The organism is uncultured Subdoligranulum sp., from assembly GCF_937890665.1.
On the sequence record NZ_CALADU010000259.1, the window covers coordinates 1 to 8,233 of the forward strand.

General features: G+C 52.9%; 6 protein-coding genes. All 6 read right to left on the reverse strand.

Features of this window, described 5'->3' with window-relative positions:
* Positions 1–2,281, reverse strand: a 2,281-nt coding sequence (gene cas3, locus Q0526_RS14440) for a CRISPR-associated helicase Cas3' (RefSeq protein ID WP_298735008.1), incomplete at its 3' end; no start/stop codon positions are given.
* 557 nt (positions 2,282–2,838) lie between these two features.
* Entirely contained in the window at positions 2,839–4,008 is a 1,170-nt protein-coding gene (locus Q0526_RS14445; RefSeq protein WP_298735012.1) for a sialidase family protein, read from the reverse strand.
* Positions 4,009–4,026: 18 nt separating this feature from the next.
* Positions 4,027–4,920, reverse strand: coding sequence for a carbohydrate ABC transporter permease (locus Q0526_RS14450; protein WP_298735014.1), 894 nt, complete (start codon positions 4,918–4,920; stop codon positions 4,027–4,029).
* 20 nt (positions 4,921–4,940) lie between these two features.
* Complete coding sequence (locus Q0526_RS14455; protein ID WP_298735016.1) at positions 4,941–5,909, reverse strand: ABC transporter permease subunit; 969 nt, start codon at positions 5,907–5,909, stop codon at positions 4,941–4,943.
* 101 nt (positions 5,910–6,010) lie between these two features.
* The gene (locus Q0526_RS14460; protein ID WP_298735018.1) at positions 6,011–7,597 is read right to left on the reverse strand and encodes a hypothetical protein; all 1,587 of its coding nucleotides are present in this window, start codon (positions 7,595–7,597) and stop codon (positions 6,011–6,013) included.
* 29 nt (positions 7,598–7,626) lie between these two features.
* Positions 7,627–8,233 (reverse strand): 4-hydroxythreonine-4-phosphate dehydrogenase PdxA (locus tag Q0526_RS14465; protein ID WP_298735020.1); only part of this gene is annotated, 607 nt, incomplete at its 5' end.

The window sequence follows — 8,233 nt, forward strand, 5'->3', positions numbered from 1 at the left end:
AGCGGTGTTCCGTCGGCGGCTGAATCAGGAAAGCAGCGGCCTTTTGTTCTTGCTTTCCTCGCTTCAGCAGATATTCCTCCCGCCTGCGCACACTGTCCGCATTCTGCGGCAGAACGTCCTTTTCCTCCCATCCGTAGGTGCCCTGTACGAGCCTCGGGATGTCCTGCGGCAACACGACCGCCTGCGGCAACAGTTGCCGGGTGCGCCACAAGAGCCACTCGCCATAGACCGCTTTGCTGCCCGCGTCAAAGCTCTCGTCGCCGGTATCCAGCACGGCACACTGTGCCGTTTGCAGCGGCAGCGGACGGTCTGTTCGATCCGTCCGGCGGTGCAGGCGGCCGATGCGTTGCAGCAGCAGGTCCATGGGGCAGAGTTCGGTCACCAGAAAATCGAAGTCGATGTCCAGGGATTGTTCCATCACCTGGGTGCCCACCACGATCAACCGGTCCCGTTCGACCGGGGTGGAACGTTTGCCCAGACGCCGCAGCAGCGTCCGTTCTTTCTCGGCGCGATCCGGCATCAGGAACTGGGCATGGAACAAAAACACCTCGTATCCCGGCAGGGCCTGGCGCAACTGCGTGGCCACCGCCTGCGCTTTGCGCACCGTGTTGACGATGACGCCCGCACAGCCACCCTGTCCCAACTTCTCCTGCAGTATGGCGGGCAGCCGGTCCTCGGTCAGCGGTGCCAACTGTACGTTTTTGCCTGGTTCGTTCAGCGGTACCGTTCGCTGGCAGACCTGCCCGCCGCCTGTCCAGGTCAGCAGCGGATACCCACGGCTGGTCTGCCAGTCTCCACCCGCTGTCTTCCCGCCCAAATAGGCATTGACAAGTTCGGCCCGCCGCTTGGCTGGAAGTGTGGCGGAGAGCAGGATTACCGGCACCTGATAACGCCCCAGCCAGGTCAGCGCGCGATCGAGATAGCAATTCATGTAAGTATCGTAGGCATGGCACTCATCCACGACCACCACCTTACCGGCCAGCCCCAACTGGCGCAGCATCAGGTGTTTTTGTTTGAGCGCCGCCATCAGTAGTTGGTCAACCGTGCCAATGACGAAGTCCGCCAGCAAGGCCTGACGGTTGCCTTGGAACCAGCGGTGTACCAGTATACCACTCTCCGGGTCGCTTTGCCTGTCGGCGTCCTCCTCGATCGTGGCCCGTCCGGAGAACAACTGGCGATAGTCCTCGTTCAATTCCGCCATGCCGTGCGCCAAACGGATCGAGTGAACCATATCTTCTGATTGTGTTTCGGCCCAATCCCGCAGGCGGTCAAAAATACCATTGGCTGTTGCCTGCGTCGGCAGGCCAAAGAACAGACCGCCTGCCTGTCGGCGACTGGCAAAGATCTCCGCAGCAGCCAACGCGGCTTCCGTCTTGCCCACGCCCATCTGTGCTTCGATGATAAGCAATCCCGGCGACGCGATATAGTTTGCTGTTTCTAATACAGACCTCTGCAGGTCGTTGGGACAAAATCCAAATTGTTGTTTGAACTCTTCCGCCCCCAGACTATTGTAAGGCGATTCCCACGGGCCCGTCAGATTCAGTTTTTTCCAAGCCTGTTCCACCCGCGCAGGATAGTCCGTTTCGCATCCTGTTTCCTCCACGGGGATCAGTGGGAAATAGGTCGTATTGCTGGCGATCCAGTCCGCCATTGTCAGCAAGCCCGTCAACAGCAGTTCGGCGGGGATAGTCAACGACGGCAATTCTGTCATATCCGAGAAGCCGCTTTCCCGCAAGGCGGCATTCAGCATCTCGCGCCACATCGCCCGCCAGAGGCCCTCTTGACCGCGACCCCAGTAGTTTTCCGGGTGATTTTCCAACTGTTCGCAAATAAAATCATCCACTCTGTCCTGCTGCGGTTTACCGTGGTGCGCCCCGACGATGGATGCCACCCCAGGCGGGCAGCCCAATTCCCGCAAGATCACTTCACTGGCCATCGCGTGCGGCGTGGCACTGCGGTTTAAGAATGTATCAGGAAGTACAAGCTGCGCTTGCAGGCGTTCCCGCGCTTCAGGCAATTGGCAAAGGATGTTGCTTTGGAAAAGTGACGTACCTTTGCCGCAATCGTGACTCATTCCCAAAAAGAAAACCAGTTTGTATAAGATTTCTTCTTCTATCCCCAACGTATGACGCACGGCTTCCGGCAGCCAGCTTTGCGCCAGATGTTTAAGAATACCCGCCGTATCCCGTGCGTGCATCCAAAGCGGCAGCCAACCGCCGGCCCTGGACGGATCGGATTTTCCCGCCAACAAACGGATCAGATGCGCTGCTTGTGTATCCATATTCTTCTATCTCCCACAAGCTGTTATGAGTAGCATAGCGAATCGTTTTATTGGGTCCCATTATACCACCTTTTGAGAGACATAATCGGTACTTCTACATAAACAGTAATCCTTCCCGACGATTTTTGTCGATGTAAACAATCCTTGAGAGTATCTTTTATGCAATTCGTTAGTAGGGTTCAAGCGAAAAGACCGCCGGGCATCCCGCAAAAGGAGTGTCCGGCGGCCTTTTGACGCCTCTGCAAGAGAGCAGTCAAGTTGTAATCGGATTGATTTCCACATTATTTTCAACTTATGTTCTCACAAAATTGCCAGCTGACACGTATTAAAAACGCAGATTTTTCTCTTTCTACAACGAAGTAATGTTCCAAAATCGCATATCTAAATTCCTGACTTTCGCAAGATCTTGTTTTGCGATTTGGGATTTTTTGAAAATTCAAATTAAAACGCAAAAAGCGGAAAACCTTATGACAAAAGGCTTTCCACAAACGAAAAGCCCCGCTTTTCGATATAAAGTCCGAAAAGCGGGGCTTATTCACTTTTCTAGTCTTTTCTTCTCAGCGCCGGCAGGTCAGTTCCGGGTCATTTTCAGCCCCTTGGCATACCTTTTCGCCCCTCACCCAAGCTTCGTCAACGCACACATATTTGATGCGTTTGCGTCCGCCCCAAGCATAGGCGATATGAAGCGCACCGTCCCGGCTCTGCATCATAGTAGGATACTCGTAACGGCGATTGTTAATATCATTCCACGGCCCGGTAAAGCCTTCGCCATGTTCTACGATTCTCCGCCAGGGCCAGGTTTTCCCGCCGTCCTCCGAGATGGCCACTGTAACAGGGCAGCGCTGATCAGGCCAGACTGTTCGGTCAGGATCATCATTAAAGGCCACATCGTTGTACACTACCGCCATAGCACCGCTCTGTAAAATCAGAGCCGAAATACTAGCATTGTTATTGCGCAGTTCCGTAGGCTGCGGTACGCTCCAGCTTTCGCCGTTATCTAAAGATTCCGAACGGTAGATATGATCCGCAGCGCGGCTGCGCAACAGACAAACCAGCTTTCCAGGTGCCACTTCCAAAACATTCCCATGGACTCTGCCACGGCTACCCGGCATTTCCACAGTACGCCAGGTGTGCCCCTCATCATCAGAAAGTTGCAGTACTGTTACGTCATTGCCCAAACGGCTCCCGTCTTTGGCACAGATAAAGTTGCTGAAGATCCACCTTCCGCTGGACAATTTCTGGATGCTTTGACGACAGAAGGATCCCTCCCTCGTAAACAGCGCTTCGGTGGGTCCCCAAGTATGACCGCCATCCCGAGAGATCTTCCGACGGATTTCGGCGGTGCCCTGCAGATCCAAGTCGCCGGGCATATCCGGGCGATGTGCCACCTGGGCGGTATACATCAGCCAAATCTCATTCTCGGAGGCCATAAAAAGCGATGGGTTCTGTTCACTACGGGTCGGATCATCCGATACAATAACCGGATTACCCCATTTAGATGCCCCTGCTTCCAGCCGTGCCACCGCAATACTTACATCGGCACTGCCTTCCCAGGAACCGGCAAACCAGCAGCACAGCAAGTCGCCATTGGGCAATTCCAGCAGACCGGGTGCGTGGCAACTTTTCCACGGGTTGGGAATCAGAGATTCCACCACGCCAAGGGTCGTATCCCGGTACAGGCGGCCATCATCGCCCAGTGCAGGGAGATCAACGATCGTTCGGTCCATGCAAGATTCTCCTTTCTCTCAGCCCTTTACAGACCCCAGCAGCACACCTCTTTTGAAGTATTTCTGCACAAAGGGGTACACGCATACGATTGGCAGCATGGCGATAAAGATAGCCGCCGCTTTCAAATTCTGTTGGTTGAGGGTAATACCATCGATTACCACGTTTTTGAAGGTAGTGCCAGATTCACTGTTGGTGATGACCACATCCTTGATGACCTGCTGAATTGTTTTCAAGTTATCGCTCTTCAAATAGATTTGAGGCAGCAGATACTGATTCCAGATAGAAACCGCATAGAAAGTGGAAATCGTAGCAATGATTGTGGAGGACAACGGCAAATAAACACGGCGCAGGATGCCCAAATCATTTGCGCCATCCACCACAGCGGCCTCCTCCAGCTCTTTTGGAATACCATCCAGGAAAGTCTTGGTGATAATCAGAAACTGCGTATTGATGGCGCCGGGAATAATCATGACCAGAGGATTGTCCACAAAACCAAATTGGTTGTAGATAATGTACTGCGGAATAATACCGGCATCAAACACCCAGGTAATGACGAACAGACTCATCAACCAGTACCGATGCTTAAAGCGGGGACGGCTTAGCACATAAGCCGTAATGTAAGTGCTGGCGACTGATACCAGTGTGCCCAGTGCCGTATACAGGAAGGAGTTGCGCATACCTGCAAAGACGTTGAACCGCGGCGTAGTCAGAATATAGGCAAATGCTTTGAGGTTAAAGCCCATGGGCAGGAATGTCATTTCGCCACGGGCCAGGTAAGTGCCGTCGGTAGTCGCCACAAAAAAGACATACAAGAACGGATAGACGCATACTGCAGCGACCAAAAGAAGGACGGCGCTGTTGACGTAGTCAAAGAGTTTTTTCCGCTTGAGGCGGGCATGAGATCTACTCATAACTGCGGGTCCCCCTTTCCTTAGAACAACCGGGAATCACTGAATTTATCAGCGATTTTATTAACGATCATGACCAGAATAAAAGCAATAACCGACTTAAGGATATTCACCGCCGTGCCGTAGCTGTAATCCGGGAAGCCGGTCGACTGGAAGGCAATGCGGTACACATAGGTCTGGATAACATCCGCGGTAGAATACGTACCAGAATTGTACATCAGCAGAATACGATCCAGATTGACGGTGAAAATGTTGCCCACACTGATAATGAGCATCGTGATCACCGAGGTCGAAATACTGGGCAGGGTGATACGCCACATCTTGACCCAGCGGGAAGCACCATCCAGATCAGCCGCTTCGTACAGACAAGGGTCAATGTTCATCATGGAGGCTATGTAGATAATGGCTGAGTATCCGAACGTCTGCCATATTTCCAGAATGACATACAATGGTCGGAACCATTCTGGTCGCGCCATGAAGTTGATGCTCTCGCCGCCCAAGCGGGTAATAATGGTGTTCACGAGACCGGAACTGGGCGAAAGCAGCGTGTACATGATACTGACCATAACGGCCGCTGAGATAAAGTAGGGCAAAAAGCTCAGTGACTGCACTGTGTTGCGGACCCACCTCATACGAACTTCATTGAGGAACAGTGCAAAGATAATAGGGACAGGAAATACTACCACGACGGACAGAAATGCCAGGATAATGGTATTTTTTGTTATGGTCCAGATATATTCATCCTGCAGGATACGGGCAAACTGCTCCAGTCCTACCCAGGGGCTACCAAATACACCCTTGGCCGCGCTGAAATCTTCAAACGCAATGACCATTGCCCCTACCGGTCCGATTTTGAACAACACCAGGATCAAAAAGCCCGGCACCATCAACAGATACAGCAAATAATTGCGCGCCACATCTTTTTTGATGCGCGTCCACAGCGGCGCTTTGGGTACGGCGACCGCTGCGCTATTCTTTATGCGTTTCGGCATGGGGAACTCCTTTCAGCTTTTCCCCCTGCTCCTCTGCCGCTATGCCGCAGCATACCGGCAGAGGCTGTTTGCAGAAAGGGATTTGCTTGTTTACAATAGGATCAGGCACCGTACATAGCCTGATAGGCCTCCAATTCGATTTCTTCGATACGAGCCAGTCCCATAGCGTCCATCTCGTCCTGGAACGCCTTCCATTCACTCTCGTTGAATTCGCGGCTGCCATTGATGAACTGGCAAATGCCGGACATCTGTGCGTCATAAACCGTAGCGATCAGGTTGGTCAGTTCTTTGGACTGATCGGGCGTAAATTTGAGAGCCTTGGAAACATTGAGGTTTTCGTCCACCAGCAAGCGGTCGCAGGCTTCCGCAATAAGGGGCGCATTCCACTTGTAAAATGCCTCGTTATCCACCGGCTTGCAGACCGTCAGACGGTCGCTAAGGAAGCTCCAGCGTTTTTCACCCGCCGGTTTAGCCTCTTCAGTCTGGTAGTCAACGATGAACTGCTTGCTCCCGTCGTCTGCCACTTCAAAACTCTCGCCTTCCACACCATAGTTGGCCAGCGTCATACCTTCCTCACTATAGAAGTAATCAATAAAGGTCAGGATCGTCTTGATTTTTTCTTCGCTGCATTCTGCGTTAATAGCAGTCACGCATTCGTCGTTGTACGGGGTACTGGTGGGCACTTTCATAGTGTTGCCGTTTTCATCCTTGAGGAAATCCAGCACCGCCATCTGGTAGTTAGGATCATTATCGGGTCCACCGTTTTCCATAAACCACTCGGCGCGGTTGTAATAGTCATAGAAAATACTGGCGTTTCCGTTCAGCATAGCAGCCTCCCAGTCCGCCTCACTGTAGGTTCCCGCCACCCATTCAGGCTGGATCAATCCTTTATCATACCAGTCCTTCATAGTTGCGACCATATCGTAAGCACCGTCGGCTTTGATATCCACCGAGCCATCCTTGTTATGGCCGTTGATATAAATGCCGTTGGCTTCTTCGGCCGTCACATTGCTGTTCGCACCGAACCATGCGGCAAAGCGCACCGCACTTTCACGGCCACTGAGGGGGTAGTAATTAGGATTGTCTTTGCCGTAGTACGCCTTGAGCGTTTCCATCGCCTTGGTAAAATCATCCACTGTTACAATAGAGGCCGGATCAATACCAGCGGCCGCGAAGTGATCTGCCCGGTAGCCGATAAAGTCTGCAAAGATCGGAGTTTCCTTGCACAAACCGTAGATCTCACCGTTTTCATTGGTGACCATAGCCTTATATTCAGGATTGTTGTCGATATATTCCTGCAAATGCGGCGCATATTTCTCGATATAAGGTGCCAGATCCACAAAAACGCCCTGCGGGCCGTAGACATCCGTCTGAGACAGCTTGGTCATAACAGCGTCGGTCAGGTCTCCGCTGATAATCCGCTGATCCACTTCAGAATAAACATCCGTGTCAACTTCCGGCCCCGACACATATTCCACATGAATACCAGTGCGCGCTTCTGCCTCGTCATACCATTTCAGTTCTTTGAGCCAGTCCACGTAGGTAGAGCGCATAAACATGGTATAGGTGTTGGCTGCCTCCGAACTTTCCGGGGTTCCTTCCGTTCCGCCCTGTCCACAGCCAGCCAGCAGCGTCGCCGCCATGCCCGCCGCCAGGGTCGCACTGGCGATCCGTTTTACAAGTTTCATTATGGGTTCCTCCTTATGATTTCTATTGGTTACCGTGATTCGCCGTCTCCAGACGCAGCGAAACGGATTGCATACTCGATGGCATTTTTGAGACTGAGTTCATTGGCCCGCCCAGTGCCCGCCTGATCAAAAGCAGTCCCGTGATCCACGCTGGTCCTGATGATAGGCAGGCCCAACGTAATGTTGACTCCCTCGACCGCGCTCCACGCATGGGAAGTTCGGTCATAGGTAAAGCCCACCACTTTCAACGGGATGTGTCCCTGATCGTGATACATAGCCACCACAATGTCATACCATCCTCCCAGCGCCTTAGAAAAGATGGTATCCGGGGGAACGGGGCCGTCGGCCTTCATTCCTTCCTGGCACGCCTGCTCCACGGCCGGACTGATTTCTTCGATTTCTTCCCGTCCGAACAAGCCCCCTTCACCGCAGTGCGGGTTGAGCCCCGCCACACCGATCCGCGGTTCTGCGATTCCCATATCCCGACAAGCCTTATCCGCAATGCGGATAACCTCCAGTACTCGATCTTTCTTGACCCGGTCGCAGGCCTCTCGCAAAGAGACGTGTGTGGACACATGCACTACCCGCAGGTCGTGATGGGCCAGCATCATAGTATAGTGGCGGGGATTTTTATAA